General features: G+C 68.4%; 16 protein-coding genes, 1 pseudogene and 1 riboswitch. Of the genes and pseudogenes, 9 read left to right on the forward strand and 8 right to left on the reverse strand.

Annotated features, from left to right (window positions below):
- Position 1: 1 nt before the first annotated feature.
- Both EF834_RS03060 and EF834_RS03065 read right to left on the reverse strand, forming a co-directional pair.
- Positions 2-430 (reverse strand): Rv0880 family HTH-type transcriptional regulator, encoded by a 429-nt coding sequence (locus EF834_RS03060; protein ID WP_127945649.1) that lies wholly within the window; start codon positions 428-430, stop codon positions 2-4.
- A 35-nt stretch (positions 431-465) separates the two neighbouring features.
- Complete coding sequence (locus EF834_RS03065) at positions 466-1956, reverse strand: NCS2 family permease (protein WP_127945651.1); 1491 nt, start codon at positions 1954-1956, stop codon at positions 466-468.
- A gap of 81 nt (positions 1957-2037) precedes the next feature.
- On the opposite strand from EF834_RS03065, the gene EF834_RS03070 reads away from it, so the two are divergent.
- Positions 2038-2283 (forward strand): DUF2530 domain-containing protein, encoded by a 246-nt coding sequence (locus EF834_RS03070; protein ID WP_127945654.1) that lies wholly within the window; start codon positions 2038-2040, stop codon positions 2281-2283.
- Between the two features lie 36 nt (positions 2284-2319).
- Here the strand turns inward: EF834_RS03070 and EF834_RS03075 are convergent, their stop codons facing one another.
- From EF834_RS03075 to EF834_RS03085, 3 genes are read right to left on the reverse strand one after another with little or no spacing between them, the layout of a single operon-like run.
- Complete coding sequence (locus EF834_RS03075) at positions 2320-2874, reverse strand: phosphatase PAP2 family protein (protein WP_127945656.1); 555 nt, start codon at positions 2872-2874, stop codon at positions 2320-2322.
- Positions 2871-5612 carry a sacsin N-terminal ATP-binding-like domain-containing protein gene (locus tag EF834_RS03080; RefSeq protein ID WP_127945658.1) on the reverse strand — a complete coding sequence of 914 codons (2742 nt, stop codon included), beginning with the start codon at positions 5610-5612 and terminating at the stop codon, positions 2871-2873. Before EF834_RS03080 ends, EF834_RS03075 begins: the two co-directional genes overlap by 4 nt.
- Positions 5609-6436 (reverse strand): DUF3027 domain-containing protein, encoded by an 828-nt coding sequence (locus EF834_RS03085; RefSeq protein ID WP_235870970.1) that lies wholly within the window; start codon positions 6434-6436, stop codon positions 5609-5611. The genes EF834_RS03080 and EF834_RS03085 overlap by 4 nt, the downstream gene beginning before the upstream one ends.
- Positions 6437-6506: 70 nt before the next feature.
- Between EF834_RS03085 and EF834_RS03090 the strand changes: the two genes are divergently transcribed.
- From EF834_RS03090 to EF834_RS03100, 3 genes are all read left to right on the forward strand, one after another.
- Positions 6507-7325: a glutaminyl-peptide cyclotransferase gene (locus EF834_RS03090; RefSeq protein WP_408014452.1), complete on the forward strand. Its 819-nt coding sequence runs from the start codon at positions 6507-6509 to the stop codon at positions 7323-7325.
- Between the two features lie 90 nt (positions 7326-7415).
- Positions 7416-9149, forward strand: a complete 1734-nt coding sequence (locus EF834_RS03095) for an MFS transporter (RefSeq protein ID WP_127945662.1) — start codon at positions 7416-7418, stop codon at positions 9147-9149.
- A gap of 26 nt (positions 9150-9175) precedes the next feature.
- Positions 9176-9673 (forward strand): DUF2771 family protein, encoded by a 498-nt coding sequence (locus tag EF834_RS03100; protein WP_235870971.1) that lies wholly within the window; start codon positions 9176-9178, stop codon positions 9671-9673.
- A 75-nt stretch (positions 9674-9748) separates the two neighbouring features.
- Here EF834_RS03100 and EF834_RS03105 read toward each other — a convergent pair whose 3' ends face one another.
- Together EF834_RS03105 and EF834_RS03110 are read right to left on the reverse strand one after the other, a co-directional pair.
- Positions 9749-10162 carry a cold-shock protein gene (locus EF834_RS03105; RefSeq protein ID WP_127945666.1) on the reverse strand — a complete coding sequence of 138 codons (414 nt, stop codon included), beginning with the start codon at positions 10160-10162 and terminating at the stop codon, positions 9749-9751.
- A gap of 158 nt (positions 10163-10320) precedes the next feature.
- Positions 10321-10715 (reverse strand): annotated as a pseudogene (locus EF834_RS03110) (MarR family winged helix-turn-helix transcriptional regulator); the annotation flags it as partial.
- Between the two features lie 94 nt (positions 10716-10809).
- Here EF834_RS03110 and EF834_RS03115 point away from each other — a divergent pair.
- The 3 genes from EF834_RS03115 (at position 10810) to EF834_RS03125 (ending at position 12609) form a co-directional block, all read left to right on the forward strand.
- On the forward strand, positions 10810-11064 hold the full coding sequence (locus EF834_RS03115; RefSeq protein ID WP_408014453.1) for a hypothetical protein: 255 nt from the start codon (positions 10810-10812) through the stop codon (positions 11062-11064).
- Positions 11065-11075: 11 nt separating this feature from the next.
- Positions 11076-11465 carry a YccF domain-containing protein gene (locus tag EF834_RS03120; RefSeq protein ID WP_127945668.1) on the forward strand — a complete coding sequence of 130 codons (390 nt, stop codon included), beginning with the start codon at positions 11076-11078 and terminating at the stop codon, positions 11463-11465.
- Between the two features lie 298 nt (positions 11466-11763).
- Positions 11764-11963: riboswitch (cyclic di-AMP (ydaO/yuaA leader) on the forward strand.
- Between the two features lie 7 nt (positions 11964-11970).
- Entirely contained in the window at positions 11971-12609 is a 639-nt protein-coding gene (locus EF834_RS03125; RefSeq protein ID WP_127945670.1) for a transglycosylase family protein, read from the forward strand.
- 91 nt (positions 12610-12700) lie between these two features.
- Here EF834_RS03125 and EF834_RS03130 read toward each other — a convergent pair whose 3' ends face one another.
- Positions 12701-12889, reverse strand: coding sequence for a hypothetical protein (locus EF834_RS03130; protein ID WP_031937314.1), 189 nt, complete (start codon positions 12887-12889; stop codon positions 12701-12703).
- A gap of 60 nt (positions 12890-12949) precedes the next feature.
- Here EF834_RS03130 and EF834_RS03135 point away from each other — a divergent pair, with 60 nt between their 5' ends.
- Complete coding sequence (locus EF834_RS03135) at positions 12950-15259, forward strand: helicase-associated domain-containing protein (protein ID WP_127945672.1); 2310 nt, start codon at positions 12950-12952, stop codon at positions 15257-15259.
- 100 nt (positions 15260-15359) lie between these two features.
- Positions 15360-17018 (forward strand): DNA repair helicase XPB, encoded by a 1659-nt coding sequence (locus tag EF834_RS03140; protein WP_127945674.1) that lies wholly within the window; start codon positions 15360-15362, stop codon positions 17016-17018.
- Positions 17019-17027: the final 9 nt, after the last annotated feature.

The raw sequence follows: 17027 nt of genomic DNA on the forward strand, positions 1-17027 counted from the left end.
GTCAGTCGTTCTCGACGAGGGACGTGAGGATGACCACGGCATCACGAAGGGTCGCGCGTTGCTCGTCATCGAGGTGTGACAGCTTCTCGGTCATCCAGGCCTCGCGAGCCTGAGTTTCACTTTCCATGAGGGCCTGACCCGCGCTGGACAGCGAAACGATGATCTGGCGCCCGTCGGTGGGATGCGGTGCGCGATCGACCAGTCCGAGATCGCCGAGCGAGGCGATGACTCGGGTCATCGACGGCGGCTGCACCTTCTCACGGGCGGCGAGCGCACCAGGAGTCATGGCACCCTCGGTGCTGAGTGTGGCGAGGGCCGACAACTGCGTCAGCGTCACCTGCGCATCGCTCCTCCGCCCACGCAGGTGTCGCGTCAAACGCACCACCGCAAGGGAAAGGTCGCTGGCAAGGGCGCGAGTATCCGATGTCACAGGTCCAAACAATACGGGAACTCGAGCCCTCTCAATCACGTAACGGCGTCAGTAATCGGGCCAACCGCGAAGTATGCGACGAACAGCACCGCGATAATCCACAACAGCGGATGCACCTTCTTGGCGTTCCCGCCCGCGGCCGCGATGGCCACATACGAGATAAACCCGACACCGATGCCGTTGGCGATCGAGTAGGTGAACGGCATCGTGACAATCGTGAGGAACGCCGGCAAGGCGATCGAGAACTTGCTGAAGTCGATGTCGCGAACCTGCCCGATCATCAACGCGCCCACCACCACCAGAGCCGGAGCGGCCGCCTCGATCGGGACCACCGAGTACAGCGGGGTGAGGAACATCGCGGCCAGGAACAGTACGCCGGTGACCACGTTGGCGAGACCGGTGCGCGCACCCTCGGCGATGCCGGACGCGGATTCGACGAACACCGTGTTGGACGACGCGGACGCGCCGCCACCGACGACGGCGCCGGCACCCTCGACGACGAGGGCCTTGCCGATTCCGGGCAGGTTGCCGTCCTTGTCGGCGAGACGGGCTTCCTTGCCGAGGCCGGTCATGGTGCCCATCGCGTCGAAGAAGTTGGCGAGTACCAGCGTGAAGACGAGCAGGCTCGCGGCGAGGACGCCGATACGGGTGAACGCACCGAACAGGCTGAAGTCGCCGACCAGGCTCAGGTCGGGCATCTGCGCGACGACGTCGGGTAGCGCGGGGACGCTGAGGTTCCAGCCCTTGGGATCGACACCCTTGGATGCCCCGATGTCGAAGACCGCCTCGAGGATGGCGGCCAGCACGGTGGTGACGACGATGCCGATCAGCAGGCCGCCGCGGACCTTCCGCACGACGAGCGCGCCCATGAGCAGGACGCCGAAAATGAATACGGCGGTCGGCCATGCGGAGATCGAACCCTCGATACCGAGGCCGACGGGGACGGTCGTGCCGGCGGCGTCCGGAACGCGACGTACGAAGCCGGCGTCGACCAGGCCGATGAACGCGATGAACATGCCGATACCGGCGGCGATCGCGGCCTTGAGCTCACGCGGGATGGCGTTGAAGACCGCGGTGCGGAAGCCGGTGACCGCCAGCGCGACGATGATGATGCCGTCGATGACGACCAATCCCATGGCCTCGGGCCACGTCACCTGCGGCGCGATCGACACCGCGAGCAGGCTGTTGATGCCCAGACCCGCCGCTATGCCGAACGGGTAGTTGGCGACGATGCCGAAGATGATGCTCATCAAGCCGGCTGCGAGCGCCGTGACGGCGGCGACCTGGGTGACCGGAAGGATGTTGCCGAGCACGTCCGTCTTCGCGGCGGCGTCATCGGCAGAGAAGCTCCCGAGGATCAGCGGGTTGAGAACGACGATGTACGCCATGGCCACGAACGTGACCAGGCCGCCGCGGACCTCTCGGCTGATGGTCGATCCCCGCTCGGTGATCTTGAAATAGGTATCGAGCAACCGCGAGGGTGTCGACTGCCTAGTGGGCTCGGGGGCATTCTGGGTGACCGCCATGTCGTTCTCGAGTCCAATCGCCGGAATGTCGGATTTCGTTCATGGCAGAGTAGGGCACCGAGGGCCGGGTAACTTACTCGTGTGACCGAGATCCATCGCACGACGCTCGTGGAACGCCTGTCCGACCCACGCCCGGTGGTCGCTGTCGGCACTCTCGCGTGGGTGCTGGCGACCGTCGTCGTCCTGCTGGCCGGAGAGCCCTGGAGCGGTGCGCTACCTGTCTGCTACGCGGGAACTGCCTTGGGGGTCCTGGGATTCGGCGTGTTCCTCGTTCAGCGAAGCGCAGCTCGACGCGGCAAGCGCGGCGCCCAGCGCGGGCTCGACTGAACGCCCCGGCCGTCGCGGTTCCAGCCGTAACGAACGTCACACACCGTTCGACCGTGTCACCGGCGCGCGGCGGCGTCGGACCGCCCAGATCCACAAACCTGCCCACACGACCCCGAAGGCCCAGCCGGCGAGCACATCGGTGAGCCAGTGGGCGCCCAGATACACCCGTGACGCTCCGACTGCGAGGGTGTAGCACGCGAGCAACACGAGGAGGCTGATCCGTCGCACGCCGGGGGTGACGAACCGCACCACGACTGCGCCGAGCACGCACGCGAGGATCGCGGTCATCATTGCGTGCCCGGACGGGAACGAGTAGGTGTCGAGCTCGACGAGCCGTGCCGACGCCGGCGGTCGCATTCGGCCGAACAGTAGCTTGAGCGAACTCATCAGCGCCCAGCCCGTCAGCATCGCGCCGGAAACCATCACGGCCTCGGCCCGGTGTTGCCGACGCAGCAGCAAGATCGTCACGACGGCGACGACCGCGAACACCGCGACCGTCCCGCCGCTGTGGGTGACCACGGTCATGATGTCGGTGAGCAGCGGCGCACGGTGTTCGAGCATCCACTGAAGCACCGACTGGTCGACCGTCATGATCCTTCCCCGACCTGCCACCGACGCAAGTGTGTGCGTCCCTCGTCGTCCACCCACCAGGGCACCGCGACATCACCCTCGACGGCGCCCCGTGTCCGGACGACGAGGGCGTCGTGGACGACGACGGGTCCGGTCGGTAGGTGCATCCCGAGCGCGGCACACGCCAGCACCGCTCCGGGTTCGCGGTCCCACGAGCTGACCTCCCCGTCTCCCAGGATCTCGGCGTCGATCGCGGTGGACGCGAGCGGCAGGTCCAGCAGATCGGCGAGCGCCGGAGCAGTCTCGAACGCGCCGAGCACGATCCGCTCTGGTGGGATGGCCGCTCCGAGGTGTGCCCGGTCGAGAACCAACGCGTCCTCGGGGTCGACGACGGTGCCGGCGAGACTGCGAACCCGCGAGGGCAGGATCAGCTCGTCGAGGTCCAGCACATGCCTCGACGCGGCAGCGCCGAGCAGCCGGTGCGTGCGAGCCACGACGTCGGGGGTGACGGTGCGCGTGGCATCGGCGAGCCGGTCCAGCAGGACACCGGCCAACTCGGTGTCGTCGATGACCGCCGGTGCAAGCGCCGCGGCCAGCGCGGGCGCGGCCGGGTGGTCGAGGACGTCGAGCAGACCGGCGAAGGTGTCGTCGTCGCGCGCACGCAGCACAGCCAGCGGTCGACCGTCGATCCTCGCGTGGCGGCGCAGCCACCACGCCGTGTAACCGTTGCGGTCGGCGAGCGCGGCTGCTGTCTCGGGGTCGTCGGCCAGCAGCGTGAGGGCCTGTGGCCACCGGCTGGGATCGACCAAGTCCAGGTCGCGGACCGCGACGAGCGTGTCCGGGTCGTCGTCGAGGGTGTCCCACCAGGCGTCCTCGTCGTCGAGATCGTGCTCGGGACCGGTGGGAAGCTCCGCGCGCAGCACCGCAAACCCCCAGCCGACACCGAGAGCGCGCAGCGGCTCCTCCCCCACTCGAGCGACCAGGTCGGCATCGACGGTGCCGAACGGCGAGTCCTCGACGAGGACGTCCGCGAGCGGTGCGCCCGGCAGCAGCAATTCATCGGCGGGCACCAGTTCGCCGTCGGCGGCCGGCAGCGGCAGCTCACCGAGCCACGCCGGTCTCGCGTCTGGCTCCGCGAGACCGACGAGCGCGAGCACGGCGGTCGCCAATTCGGTTGCCGTGGTTGGGTCGTCGTAGTCGAGATCCTCCATCCGCGCCTTCAGCGCCGGGTCGGACAGCAGGTCACCGGCAGTCGCCCGCTCGGCGCCGAGACGGTTCAGCAGCGGATGTGCGGCGCCGGGGTGGACCAGCCGCACCCAGTCGAGTGCCGTTCCGGCATTGCCCAGTGCGCCCCCCAGGTCGGTACCGGTGACGGTCGTCCGTGGCCCGGTGACGGTACGGCCGTCAGCGAGCGGAACCGGGATCGCCGCAAGTTCTTCCACTGCGATCGCATCTACGACGATCGGCTCGATCGCGGTGTAGAGCGCGTGCCACCACGACGGCTCCCGGTCATGCCCACCTAGGAGTTCGGCGATGCGTGCCAGTCCGATCCGGTGCACGTCGACGGCCGCGAGCGCGGAGGCGTGTCGCGGCCCGGACAGGTGCGGGTCGACGAGATCGGGCACGACATCCGCGAGGGCGCCGGCCAACTCGGGAGTCAGCCCGGAGACGATCGTGGCGCGAGCGGGCGCGAGGTCGCCGGCGCCGGCCGCCGGTAGCCACGCGTGGGTACGAAGTTCGCGGAGCAACGCCTCGCGCAGCACCGCGTCGACCTCGCTCCGGGCGAACCCCGGCAAGGGCACGAGGTCGGGGCGCTGGTCGCTCGGCAACGCAGCCGCGAAGTCGGCGTACCCACGGACCAGATCGGTCAGGCCCGTCCCGGGCAGGATGCGCCGACGGTCGGGCTGCATCGCGACGTCGGCGATCAGTAGCGCGGGGATGGACAATTCCTCGTCGGAGCGGGTCGGCGCCCGCAGCACATCTCCGGTCAACGGCTGTAGGCGCCCGTCGGCCACCGGCACCAGCCATCGCGCGGCCTTCGTCACGTACTGCCACCAGGTGGTGGGACCGATGGTGACCTCGATGAGCCCACCACCGAGATCGCGCTCGGTCCGGTGTAACCGCGCCCCGTCGATCTCGATCGACTCGAGGGCCGGCAGTTCGAGGAGCAGGTCGACTGCCTCGGCGGCGAACCCCGCGAGCACGGCGTCGACGTCCACGTCGGAACGCAGTCGCAGGACCACTTCGGAGTCGAACCCCACGGGTGGACGCTCGTCGATAGGCCACGCCAGCCGGAGCACCGGTGCGCCGGAGTCGGGAACCTCGAGTCCGGCAGAAGCGAGTTCGATGCGGGTGCGTTCCGACGAGAAGGCCAGCGAGCCGCTCGAGGAGCGCAGTTCGACATCGTCACTCACCGCGAGCACCGAGGTGAAACCGACCCCGAATCGCCCTACTCCTGTGGACTTTCCAGACGCTCGCAGGGCAACCAGGGCGTGAACTCCATCGCGGTCCAACGGTGCACCGGTGTTCGCGATGCTCAACACGTCGCCGTGCAGTTGTACCCGCAACTTGCCCCGCGCGCCGGCGGCCATAGCGGCGTCGGCGGCGTTCTGGGCCAGTTCAGTGAGAACGCGGTCGCGGTAGCCGGCACGGACGAGATCGGCCTCGGCTGCAACGTCTTCACGTAGACGGGTCGGCGAACCACGCCACGCAAGGAGCGTCCCCTCCCGGAGCGCGGCGGTATCGAAGGGGTCCGTCAGTTGCCCGATGCCGAATCCAGCGGGGGCTCGAGTTCGGTCGGCGTACCGGGCTCCGCAGGGGCCTCGTCGACCGCGGGTGCCTCCACGACCTCGACCGCGGCGTCGTCGTAGGCGTCGTAACGGGGCGTGCCGGTGCCGGTGGGCAGGGTCGTGTCGGAATGCGCGCCACAGCCGAAGGCCGCGTTGACCACGTGCCCGTCGGCGGCCATCTCGTTACCGCAGACACCGAACTCGGCTCGCAGCACCCCGGAGAGCGGCAGGTAGAAGCCGCACAACTCGCACGTCGACGGCGCGGCCTTCGCCATCTCCGAGTCGGGCCCGTACTCGCCTTCGCGCCAGCGTTGGGCGCAGTCGAGTCGGCCTTCCCGGCTCATGACCTGTTTACGTCCCAGCCCCACCTCGTAGGCGACCGCGTCGATCTCGGGGTCACCGGTGGCAAAGTAGCCAGGCACTAGGCGCGGATCGTTCTCCGGCGGTGCCAGCAAGTCTCCGGGAGAGAGGTCGCCGGGGCGGACCCGCTGGTTCCACGGCACCCAGTCGGGAGCCACGAGTGCGTCCGGTCCTGGAAGGAGCGCAAGCTCGCTGATCGTGACGTGATCGGAGTCCGGGGCGGCGGCCAGCACGACGGCCCACTGCCAGCCGTTGTAGCCAGGCAGCTTGGCCTCGAATCGGTGCGTGGCGGCGCAGTCGTCCTCCGCGGTGACACCGAGGTGATCACCCACACTGCCCTCGTTCAATTCGACGAGCGCCGCGCGGGCACGCTCGACCGCTCGAGCGAGTACGGGGCGCACGACGGCGTTCTCGGGAGACGACGCAACACTCACGGCATCTATCTTGCCGCACTCTGTCCCGCCTGCGCGCGTCCGGTCTGGTCGGGCCTGTCATGCTGGTTCCGTGAATCCCCGCCGCGCCTCACGCCTACTCGCGATCGCAGCGTTGTTTCTGACCGCCGTCTTGCTCGCCGGGTGCTCCGGGGGCTCCTCTGCCGCACCGCCGGCGGGCACGGTCATCGCCGAGCGCCTGCGGACGGAGATCATCCGCGAGCTGCCGCACGACCCGACCGCGTTCACCCAGGGCCTCGAGATATCCGGCGACACCCTCTACGAGAGCACCGGACGCGTCGGCCAGTCGTGGGTGCGGGCCACGTTGCTGGACTCCGGCGCCGAACTGGCGCGTGCCGACCTGATGCCGCCGTTGTTCGGGGAGGGCATCACGGTCACCGGGGACACGCTGTGGCAGATCACGTGGAAGAACGGGGTCGCGATCGCCCGCGACCGCACCACCCTCGCCCAGCAGCGGCAGGTCCACTACAACGGCGAGGGCTGGGGTCTGTGCGCGCAGGCTGATCGGCTGGTGATGAGCAACGGCTCGGACGCCCTGGCGTTCCGGGATCCCGTGTCGTTCGACGTGATCGGGTCGGTCGACGTCACGCTCGACGGACGACCGATCGACCGGCTCAACGAACTCGACTGCAATAGTGACGGTTTCGTGTACGCCAACGTGTGGACCACGGACCAGATCGTGAAGATCGACCCAACAACGGGTGTCGTGGCGGCGCAGATCGATGCCTCGAACCTCGAGGACGCGCTGCCGTCGGACCAACGCGATGGCATCGACGTCCTCAACGGCATCGCGCAGGTCCCCGGCACCGACCGGTTCCTCGTCACCGGGAAGTTGTGGCCGCGCATGTTCGAGGTTCGTTTCGTCTCCTGAACGGGCCGTGCACGGTTCTGACACGTCCGTGCAACAGGAAACAGACCGCCCGGGTCGAACAATGTCCACGGACTAGGCCAGAATTGGGGAGTGACCGGACCCCGCGAACCCCACGACGCGTACCGGCGTGGGCAGGAACCGGGCGGCCCCGCGCCTGAACGGCATCCCGGCTACGACAACTACCCTCCGTCACGACGCACCGCAGCGCGCCGGACGCCGCTGCCGCCGCTGCATCCTGTGAACCAGCCGCCTCGCTCGGTGCCGGGACGCAGCGCCGCAGCCCCGGGCGAAGGCGTGCCCCCGGGCGAAGGCGTGCCCCCGGGCGAAGGCGTGGCCCCGGGCGAAGGCGTGGCCCCGGGCGAAGGCACAGCCGCCGATGCCGACCGTGGTGCGCCGAAGCCACCGCCGATGCCCCGCAGGCTCACGGTCACGCGGGTCGCGGCGATGCGTAGCCGCGAGCTGACCAACAAGGGCATCGCCAGCTTCCGCCGAGCGGCTACTGCGGACGGCGCCGACAAGTCCGGGCTGACGGCGCTGACGTACGCGGTGATGGCGAACTTCGCGACCGATGCGACGATCGCCGTCGCGCTCGCCAACACCCTCTTCTTCTCCGCTGCGACGGGCGAGGACAAGACGAAGGTCGCCCTCTACCTGTTGATCACGATCGCGCCGTTCGCAGTGATCGCGCCGCTGATCGGCCCGGCCCTCGACCGGTTGCAGCGAGGTCGACGGATCGCGCTCGCGTCGTCGTTCGCGCTGCGGACAGTGCTCGCGGTCGTGCTCGTCTTCAACTTCGACAGTTGGGCGCTGTACCCGTGCGCACTCGCGATGATGGTGCTCAGTAAATCGTTCTCGGTGCTCAAGAGCGCGGTGACGCCACGCGTGCTGCCACCGGAGATCGACCTTGTGCGGGTCAACTCCCGCTTGACCGTGTTCGGCCTGGTCGGCGGCACGATCGGGGCCGGTGCGCTGGCCGCCGCGGTGGCCTTCGTGACCGGATCCTCGACCGGTGTGCTGTGGTTGACGGTGCTGGTCACCGCATTCGGGGCGTACCTGAGCATGCGGATCCCGGCCTGGGTCGAGGTCACCGAGGGTGAGGTCCCGGCCACACTGACCTTCCACGGCGACAACTCCCCGACCGAACTGATCGACGTCGGTACGACCAGCAAGCCTGGCAGGCGCCGTCAACCACTCGGCCGCGCGGTGGTCACAGGGCTGTGGGGCAACGGCTCGATCCGGGTCCTCACGGGCTTTCTGACCTTGTACATCGCCTTCGTCGCGAAGGCCAGCACCGGCCATGACGCGCTGATGCAGGCCGCGATGCTCGGTCTCGTCGGCGCCGCCGCAGCGATCGGCAACTTCGCCGGCAACGCGACCGGCGCCCGCCTCGAACTGGGCCGGCCCGCGGTCCTGGTGCTGCGGTGTACCGCCGCGGTGACGCTGGCCGCGATCCTCGTGGCGGTAACCGGTAACCTGCTCGCGGCGGTGTTGGCGGCGTTCGTCGCGTCGGCCGGTAGCGCGCTCGCGAAGGTGTCGCTGGACGCGTCACTGCAGCAGGACCTGCCGGAGGCGTCGATCGCATCCGGATTCGGCCGTTCCGAGACCGTCCTGCAGCTCAGCTGGGTGCTCGGCGGCACGCTCGGCGTCATGCTGCCGACCGACCTATGGGTCGGCTTCACGGTCGTGTCGGTGGTGCTCTCGATCGGCCTGATTCAGACGATCCTGACTTACCGTGGGGCGACCCTGCTTCCTGGCCTGGGCGGCAACCGTCCCGAACACGTCAACCCCGAGACCACCGTCGGCCACAACCGCCGCACCGACTGACCCGAGAACGAGAGACGAAATCGATGATGCAAGCCCGGACAAAGCAGATTCTCGCGCTGATCACAGCGGTGGTGGTGGTATCCGCGGCGGGTCTAGCAGGGGTCGTGGCCTACCTCGTCGGGAACGCGGAGGAGAGGCTGCCGACCATCACGGCGTTCGCGAAGCAGGAAACCGCGACCGTCGAGCCCGGCTTCTGCGACCAGATGCTGCGGTGCGCGGGACTCGAGGTCATCGAGCTCCCGGTACCGGAGGGTTATCCCTTGCAGCTGTCCCTGCCCGAGGAAATCGCGAACTCCGATTGGCGTCTGAGCGTCCAGATCGGCATCCCCGAGACGCGCGAGGTGTTCGAGGGCTACCAGGACTACAAACCCGGCGAGGCGTACGCGGTGACCATCCCCGGCGCCGAGGGCGAGCAGTTGATCGGCGCGATCATCCAGCTTCCCGCCCAGGGCGGGCTGGCGCCGGTTTGGGCCATCCAGACGGTGCCGCTGCCGGGCGGTGGAGTAGTCGTCCCGGCGTCGTAGTCCCACTTATCCGAGTCCACCAGCTATCCGACCACACACGGGAGCCCTCCGGTTTCGACCGGAGGGCTCCAACTTTCAGCTGTCGAGTTCGCGGGCGACCGCGCGCACCACCTCGGAGATCCGCTGCGCGGTCTTGCGGTCCGGGTACTTCCCCTTACGCAAATCCGGCTGGATCTTCGCCTCCAGCAACGTGATCATGTCCTCGACCATGCCGTGCAGTTCGTCCGGCGTGTGCTTCCGGGACGGGGCCGCGTCCCGGCGGGAACCGCCCTGCCGGACCGAGGGCGCCGGGCTGAGCACCCTCACACTCAGTGCCTGGGGACCGCGGCGGCCGGCGGCCATGCCGAACTCGACCCTTTGCCCGGCCTTGAGGCCCTCGACGCCTTCGGGCAACGCGGAAGCACGGACGTAGACATCCTCCCCTTCTTCCTGCGACAGGAAGCCGAAGCCCTTCTCGACGTCGTACCACTTCACCTTGCCGGTAGGCACCGCGTTCACCCGCTCATCTGAACTGTCGCACCCCGTTTGAGTGCGCGCGTGGATCATGCAAAACAACGCGCCCCACCTGGAGTGCGGGACGCGCGTGAGAGCCCAAGTATACCGGCAGCGGCGGAGGTCCGGCCCAGTACCGGTCGGTTGGTTGGTCTTCAGTCGGCGCCGTCTTCCCTTGCTACCCGGGCCAGTTGGTCGACGGTCGCGGACGGTCGACGCATGGCCTCGAGAATGGCGGAGAGTTCTTCGTGTCCGAGGACCTGAGCGAGGCGGCCGGCGAAGGCTGCGTGTGCCGGGTCGATCCGGGAGATCGCGCGGCGCCCGCCTGCGGTCGCCGTGACGAGTTCGGCCCGGCGGTGGGCCGGGTTGGGCTGGTATTCGGCCAGCCCGGCGTCGACGAGCAGGTCGGCGATCCGTTGCACCCTCTGCTGGGTGATGCCCATCTCACGAGCGATCCAGGCGACGGACAAGGGCTGATCCAGGACGGCCCGAGGATCTGCCATCGCGCAGCGGTCAGACCGGCCGGACGTGCGAGGCCCACGGCGACGGCGCACCCGAGAACGGTCGACAACTTCGCCGCCACAACGGACCCCGTGCCCCGGGGTACGGCCATCGCGCCAACGCTGGTGGCCTACCGTTGTGATGTGACGAACGGATCGAACCGCGCCGACACCAGCGCACCCGCAGCCAGCGCATCCACACGGCCGGGCAAGGGGTTGCTCTATCTCGCCCTCGGCTGTTTCTTCGTCGGGATCGCTGCCATCGTGGCGATCTTCTTCGTCCACGCGCTCACCGACGGCGCTCCCGGCCTGACGCTCTACCTGCTCACCCTCGCCTGCCCGCTCGGATTCGTCCTCGCGGTCGCGTACGCCCTCCGTTCCGGCCGTCGCAGTCGCTGAAAGGAACGACCATGCGGATCCTGCTGAACATCATCTGGCTGATCTTCGGCGGCCTGTGGCTCGCGCTCGGTTACTTCGTCTTCGGCCTGCTCATGTGCGTGCTCATCATCACGATCCCGTTCGGCATCGCATCGTTCCGCATTGGCCTCTACGCGCTCTGGCCGTTCGGCAAGACCGTGATCGATAAGCCGACGGCGGGTGTTGCGTCGCTGATCGGCAACGTCATCTGGCTGATCCTGGCGGGTATCTGGCTGGCGATCGGCCACATCGCCTCCGCCATACTGATGGCGATCACCATCATCGGCATCCCTCTCGCGATCGCGAACCTGAAGATGATCCCGGTCTCGCTGATGCCGCTCGGCAAGGAGATAGTGGACGCGGGATCAGATCCCCGCAATTAGACCTCCCGGCCTGCCGCCTGAATATTCCGAAATGTGGGACACACCTGTCCGATTTTACTGTGATCTCCTTCACATAACGTAGTGATAACGACAAGGTGTCGGACTGTGACCAAATCTCCTCACGGCACGTCCACCTGCGGTGATGGCTTCCTGAGTCGGTTTCAATATCCCCACTCCCTGTGACCGACCTCGTTATCAACTGGTGACATTCGGCCCCAGATCGTCGTACCGTCGGTTCCGGCCGGTACCTCGGCCACGTCCGGACCTTCCGCGCCAAACCCCGTCCAGTGGGTCCGGAGGCAACCACGAACCATCCATGGACGGGGACGGGGGACCCAAAGGTCCTCCGGGAGTCCCGAGGAGGGACACCCCGAGGCATCGGGAGAGCGATCTCCCTAGGGGTGAAGCCGAAACCGCTACAGCAATGAGCGGCAAGGCCGGGCGACCTCTCAGCCCGAACCCGACAGCTGACCTCGTAGGCGCGTGCGGAGAGGAACGGATCGACATGAGCGGACGTCATCGCAAACCGACCAACACCGGTCGTACCGTCGCAAAGGTCGCCGTCACGGGCGCCATCGTGGGCGCGGGTGGCATGGCCTTCACCGGCACCGCGGCCGCCGCCCCCGATTCCGACTGGGATCGCTTGGCACAGTGCGAGGCCGGCGGCAACTGGGGCATCAACACCGGCAACGGCTACCACGGTGGCCTGCAGTTCTCCCCCGCCACGTGGAACGGTCACGGCGGCGGAGAGTTCGCCCCGACCGCCTACCAGGCCACCCGCGAGCAGCAGATCGTCGTCGCCGAGCGGGTGCTCGCCAACCAGGGCTGGGGCGCGTGGCCGTCCTGCTCCTCAAAGCTCGGCCTCACCAGTGCGGCGACGCAGCGCGACGCCCCGGCCACCCCAGCCCCGGCACCCACCCCTGCCCCGGCCCCGGCCGCTGAGCAGGCCCCGGCTCCGGCCGCCGATCACCCGGCGGCTGGCGTCTTCAGCCAGATCGACTCGCTCATCGACGCCGCCAAGGAACGGGGCATCGCGATCGACCAGCCGGTCCTCGACACCTACGAGGCCGCGAAGTCGTTCGACCTGAGCAAGCTGAACCTGCAAGACATCGCCGGCAACATCGCGAACGCGTTGCCTCGCTGACCCGAAACAGGCTGACCCGAAACACGGGCTGACCCGAAACGCAGAAAGGGCCCCTCACCGACGGTGAGGGGCCCTTTCGTATGCGCGTATGTCAGCGGTTGATCACGGTGTGCGGGTGCACGTACGGCAAGGAGTCCACCGGGAGCGGGAACTCCGTCTCCTCGCCGAACGGCGAGAGGTTCCCGGCACGGCTGGACGACAACTCCGTAACCGCGTGATCTCCGTCCGCGGTTTCCGGCCACCCTGGATCGACATAGCGCTTCTTCGAATTGTTAGCCACGCGCCCATTTTGGCAGGAGCCCGCGCCGTGGTACACCCCAGGTCATTAATCTCATAGTCGATGACCTCTACGCATGGCACCGAGGGCGGCTCGGGAACCGCGCACCCAGGGATGGCACCGACCCTGACCGACTGGTTGACCGACCGCACGGATGCCGAACTCACTGAACTGCTGCGACTGCGTCCGGACCTGGCCGTGCCCCCACCTGCGACCTGCGCCGTGCTGGCCGGCCGCGCCGAGCAACGAGCCTCGGTGATGCGTGCCGCCGACACGCTGAACACACTCGAATTCGGCCTGCTGGAGGTCCTGTCACTCGAACAGGCCGACCAGACCCCCGTGGCGCGCAGCCACCTGGACGACGCCTTTGCAGATCGCGCATCGAAGAAAAGCCTCGACAAGGCGCTGTCCCACCTGCGCAGCCTCGCGCTGGTGTGGGGCGACGGCGGCCGTCTCCGCATCGCGCGGGCCGCGGCCGACGCATTGCCCTGGCGGACCGGCCGCGCCCACACCGGAACCGACGCGATGACCGAGACCGAGATCCGGGCTGCGCTCGCAGAGATCGAACCGAGCGAGCGCGATCTACTGACCACACTCGCCCGGTCGTCGCCGCTCGGCCGCACCCGCGACGCTGCGCCCGGGACCTCACCGGACCGGCCCGTCCAACGTCTGCTCAGCCGCGGACTGCTGCATTGGATCGATGCCGAAACCGTCGAACTGCCGACTCAGGTGGGTCAGGTGCTGCGCGACGAGGCCGTCTACGATCCCGCGTCGCCGACCCCGCCACCGTTCGCCGGGCGCAAACAGAAGCTGACCGACGTGAACGCTGCGGCGGCCGGGGAAGCGATGGAACTGATCCGGCACTGTGAGGACCTCGTCGCAGCGCTCGGCGACGCCCCGGCACCAGCCCTCAAGGCCGGCGGTCTCGGTGTGCGGGAACTGCGGCGGCTGTCGAAGGCTGTCGGGATCGACGAGGCGCGGATCGGCCTGCTCCTCGAACTGCTCGCCGGCGCCGGTCTGATCGCCAGCGGGATCCCTGAGCCCACGCCACCCACCGACGTCGACGAATACTGGGCGCCGACGGTTGCAGTCACCGGATGGCTCAGCGCCGGCACCGCTCGCCGCTGGGCGACCATTGCCGGGGCCTGGCTGGCATTGCCGCGTCGGCCGTGGATGATCGGCAGCCGCGATACCACTGACAAGCCGATCTCCGCGCTGTCCGAGGAGGTGCGGGCCCCCGGTGCACCGCAAGAGCGCAGGTTCCTGCTCGAACTGCTCGCCGACGCCGGGGCGCGGGACCTGCCGGCGAGCGAGGCGAGTCGGCTACTGGCATGGCGACGCCCCCGCTGGGCGGGCCGACTGGGTCCGCACATCGTCGAACGCATGCTCGACGAGGCACGAACACTGGGCCTGGTCGCGCACGGAGCACTCAGCTCCCCGGGCAAAGCACTGCTGCACGGCGGCGATGCAGTGGCCGAATTGGACGCGGCCCTCCCCGAGCCGATCGACTACGTGCTCGTGCAGGCCGACCTCACCGTCGTCGCACCCGGACCGTTGATCCCGGAACTAACCGAGCAGATCACGCTCGTGGCCGACGTCGAATCCGCGGGAGCGGCGTCGATGTACCGGATCAGCGAGTCCAGCATCCGCCGCGCGCTCGACGCCGGACATACCGCGTCCGAACTGCAGACGCTGTTCGCGACCCGGTCCAAGACCCCTGTCCCGCAGTCGCTGATCTACCTGATCGACGACGTCGCCCGCCGGCACGGCCGGCTCCGGGCCGGGGTCGCGGCCTCGTTCATCCGCTGCGAGGACCCGGCACTGCTCGCGGAGGTGCTTTCCTCCCCCGTCGCCGACCAGCTCGCTTTGCGCTCCCTCGCCCCGACCGTCGTCATCTCTCAGGCCCCCCTCGGGGAGGTCCTGGCTGAGCTGCGGGCCGTCGGATTCGCCCCGGCCGGCGAGGACTCGAGCGGCACCCTGGTCGATCTGCGCCCGCGCGGGGCCCGGGTTCCCACCCCGCGGACGGCACGGGTGCGCGCGCCGGCGGTTCCCACCGACGAGCAGCTCGAAACGCTGGTGCGGTCGCTGCGTGCCGGGGATCGGGCGGCGGAGTCCCTCGGGTCCTCTGGACCATCGCTACGCAGCGACGGCACCCGCGCCTCGACCGCGGCGACGATCACGCTGCTGCAGACGGCGACTGCAGTACGTCGACAGGTCACGATCGGCTACGTCGACGCGCAGGGTGTCGCGTCGCACCGCATCGTCCAACCGGTGAGTGTCGGTGGCGGGCAGCTGGACGCGCTCGATCCGACGACCGGTGAGACGCGCCGCTTCATGCTGCACCGGATCACGTCCGTCGCGCTCACGGACTGACCGTCTCGACGAGCGATCTCTTCCGACCGAGGCAGGCCATATGGCAGGACGCCACCGTCGCCTGGACAATGGTTTGGTTACCGTCTGTGAGGAGGCGCAAGTGACCGACGGCCCGCTGATCGTCCAGTCCGACAAGACGTTGCTGCTCGAGGTCGAGCACGAGCGTGCCGATGAGGCGCGACAGGCGATCGCGCCGTTCGCCGAACTCGAGCGCGCCCCCGAACACGTTCACACGTACAGGATCACCCCACTCGCACTGTGGAACGCCCGCGCGGCCGGACACGACGCCGAGCAGGTTGTCGACGCCCTCGTGACGTTCTCCCGGTTCGCCGTGCCGCAGCCACTGCTGGTCGACATCGTCGACACCATGGCCCGCTACGGCCGCCTGCAACTGGTGAAGAACCCGGCGCACGGCCTCACCCTGGTCAGTCTCGACCGCGCCGTGCTGACCGAGGTGACCCGACACAAGAAGATCGCCCCGATGCTCGGCGCGAGGATCGACGACGACACCGTCATCGTCCATCCCAGCGAGCGCGGTCACCTCAAGCAGGTGCTGCTCAAGATCGGCTGGCCGGCCGAGGACCTCGCCGGCTACGTCGACGGCGAGGCCCACCCGATCGACCTCGCCTTCGAGGAAGGCCACTGGCAGCTGCGCGACTACCAGAAGATGGCGGCCGAATCGTTCTGGGCCGGCGGCTCCGGTGTGGTGGTGCTGCCCTGCGGTGCGGGGAAGACGATCGTCGGCGCGGCGGCGATGGCCGAGGCGAAGGCGACCACCCTGATCCTGGTCACCAACACCGTCGCCGGACGGCAGTGGAAGCGCGAGCTGATCGCGCGCACCTCGCTCACCGAGGAGGAGATCGGCGAGTACTCGGGCGAGAAGAAAGAGATCCGTCCGGTCACGATCGCGACCTATCAGGTAATCACCCGCAAGTCGAAGGGTGAGTACAGGCACCTCGAGCTCTTCGATTCCCGCGACTGGGGCCTGGTGATCTACGACGAGGTGCACCTGCTGCCTGCACCGGTGTTCCGGATGACCGCCGACCTGCAGTCGCGCCGCCGTCTCGGTCTCACCGCGACGCTGGTCCGGGAGGACGGGCGCGAAGGCGACGTGTTCTCGCTGATCGGGCCCAAGCGCTACGACGCCCCGTGGAAGGACATCGAGGCGCAGGGGTGGATCGCACCGGCGGACTGTGTCGAGGTGCGGGTGACCCTGACAGACGCCGAGCGAATGGAGTATGCGACCGCCGAACCGGAAGAGCGCTACAAGTTGTGTTCGACGGCGCACACCAAGATCGCGGTCGTGAAGTCGATTCTCGACAAGCACCCGGACGCGCCCACCCTCATCATCGGCGCGTATCTGGACCAACTCGAGGAGCTGGGCGAAGCCTTGGACGCCCCCGTCATCCAGGGTTCCACGCGAAGCACCGAACGCGAGGCGCTGTTCGACAAGTTCCGAGCAGGCGAGATCCAGACGCTGGTCGTGAGCAAGGTCGCGAATTTCTCGATCGACCTGCCGGAGGCATCGGTGGCGGTGCAGGTGTCGGGCACATTCGGCTCGCGACAGGAGGAGGCACAGCGGCTGGGCCGACTCCTGCGTCCGAAGCATGACGGCGGTCAGGCACACTTCTACTCGGTGGTCGCTCGGGACACGCTCGACACCGAGTACGCCGCCCACCGTCAACGCTTCCTTGCCGAGCAGGGCTATGCGTACCGCATCACCGACGCCGACGACCTGCTCGGCCCGACCCTCGGATAGGACCTCTCA

The sequence above is a fragment of the Rhodococcus spongiicola genome (assembly GCF_004011835.1).
Lineage (GTDB): Bacteria > Actinomycetota > Actinomycetes > Mycobacteriales > Mycobacteriaceae > Prescottella > Prescottella spongiicola.

Excerpts from the sequence above, each read along its gene's own strand:
- EF834_RS03065 (WP_127945651.1), bottom strand. The coding sequence starts at position 1,956 with ATGGCGGTCACCCAGAATGCCCCCGAGCCCACTAGGCAGTCGACACCC.
- EF834_RS03075 (WP_127945656.1), bottom strand. The coding sequence starts at position 2,874 with ATGACGGTCGACCAGTCGGTGCTTCAGTGGATGCTCGAACACCGTGCG.
- EF834_RS03100 (WP_235870971.1), top strand. The coding sequence starts at position 9,176 with ATGCAAGCCCGGACAAAGCAGATTCTCGCGCTGATCACAGCGGTGGTG.
- EF834_RS03120 (WP_127945668.1), top strand. The coding sequence starts at position 11,076 with ATGCGGATCCTGCTGAACATCATCTGGCTGATCTTCGGCGGCCTGTGG.
- EF834_RS03125 (WP_127945670.1), top strand. The coding sequence starts at position 11,971 with ATGAGCGGACGTCATCGCAAACCGACCAACACCGGTCGTACCGTCGCA.
- EF834_RS03135 (WP_127945672.1), top strand. The coding sequence starts at position 12,950 with ATGACCTCTACGCATGGCACCGAGGGCGGCTCGGGAACCGCGCACCCA.